The sequence below is a fragment of the Mesorhizobium sp. M1A.T.Ca.IN.004.03.1.1 genome (assembly GCF_003997555.1).
Lineage (GTDB): Bacteria > Pseudomonadota > Alphaproteobacteria > Rhizobiales > Rhizobiaceae > Mesorhizobium.
In genome coordinates this window covers 1-232 of record NZ_RZTV01001173.1, presented here as the reverse complement: position 1 = coordinate 232, position 232 = coordinate 1, and the positions used below count along the sequence as shown (strand labels likewise).

The following is a 232-nucleotide window of genomic DNA, read 5'->3' as shown; positions in this document are numbered from 1 at the left end:
GACGTCGCCGCCGCCTTCAATTTCAAGGCTGCCGGATCGCTGGAGGATGGCATGGCTGCCCAGACCGCCAGCCAGATCACCAACACGAAAATCGCCGCCTCGGCGCGCACAAACGACTACTCCTCCCGCATGGCGACGATCGCCAATGTCGATGATCTGCTTGCCGATCCCGCCATCACCAATTTCCTGAAGAGCACCTATAATCTGCCCTCCACGATCTCGAATACCGATC

1 protein-coding gene is annotated in these 232 nt (G+C 59.1%); it reads left to right on the top strand.

Annotated features, from left to right (window positions below; genetic code table 11):
• Positions 1–232: DUF1217 domain-containing protein (locus EOD29_RS35380; protein ID WP_164764124.1), on the top strand; the 232-nt coding region annotated here is incomplete at both ends.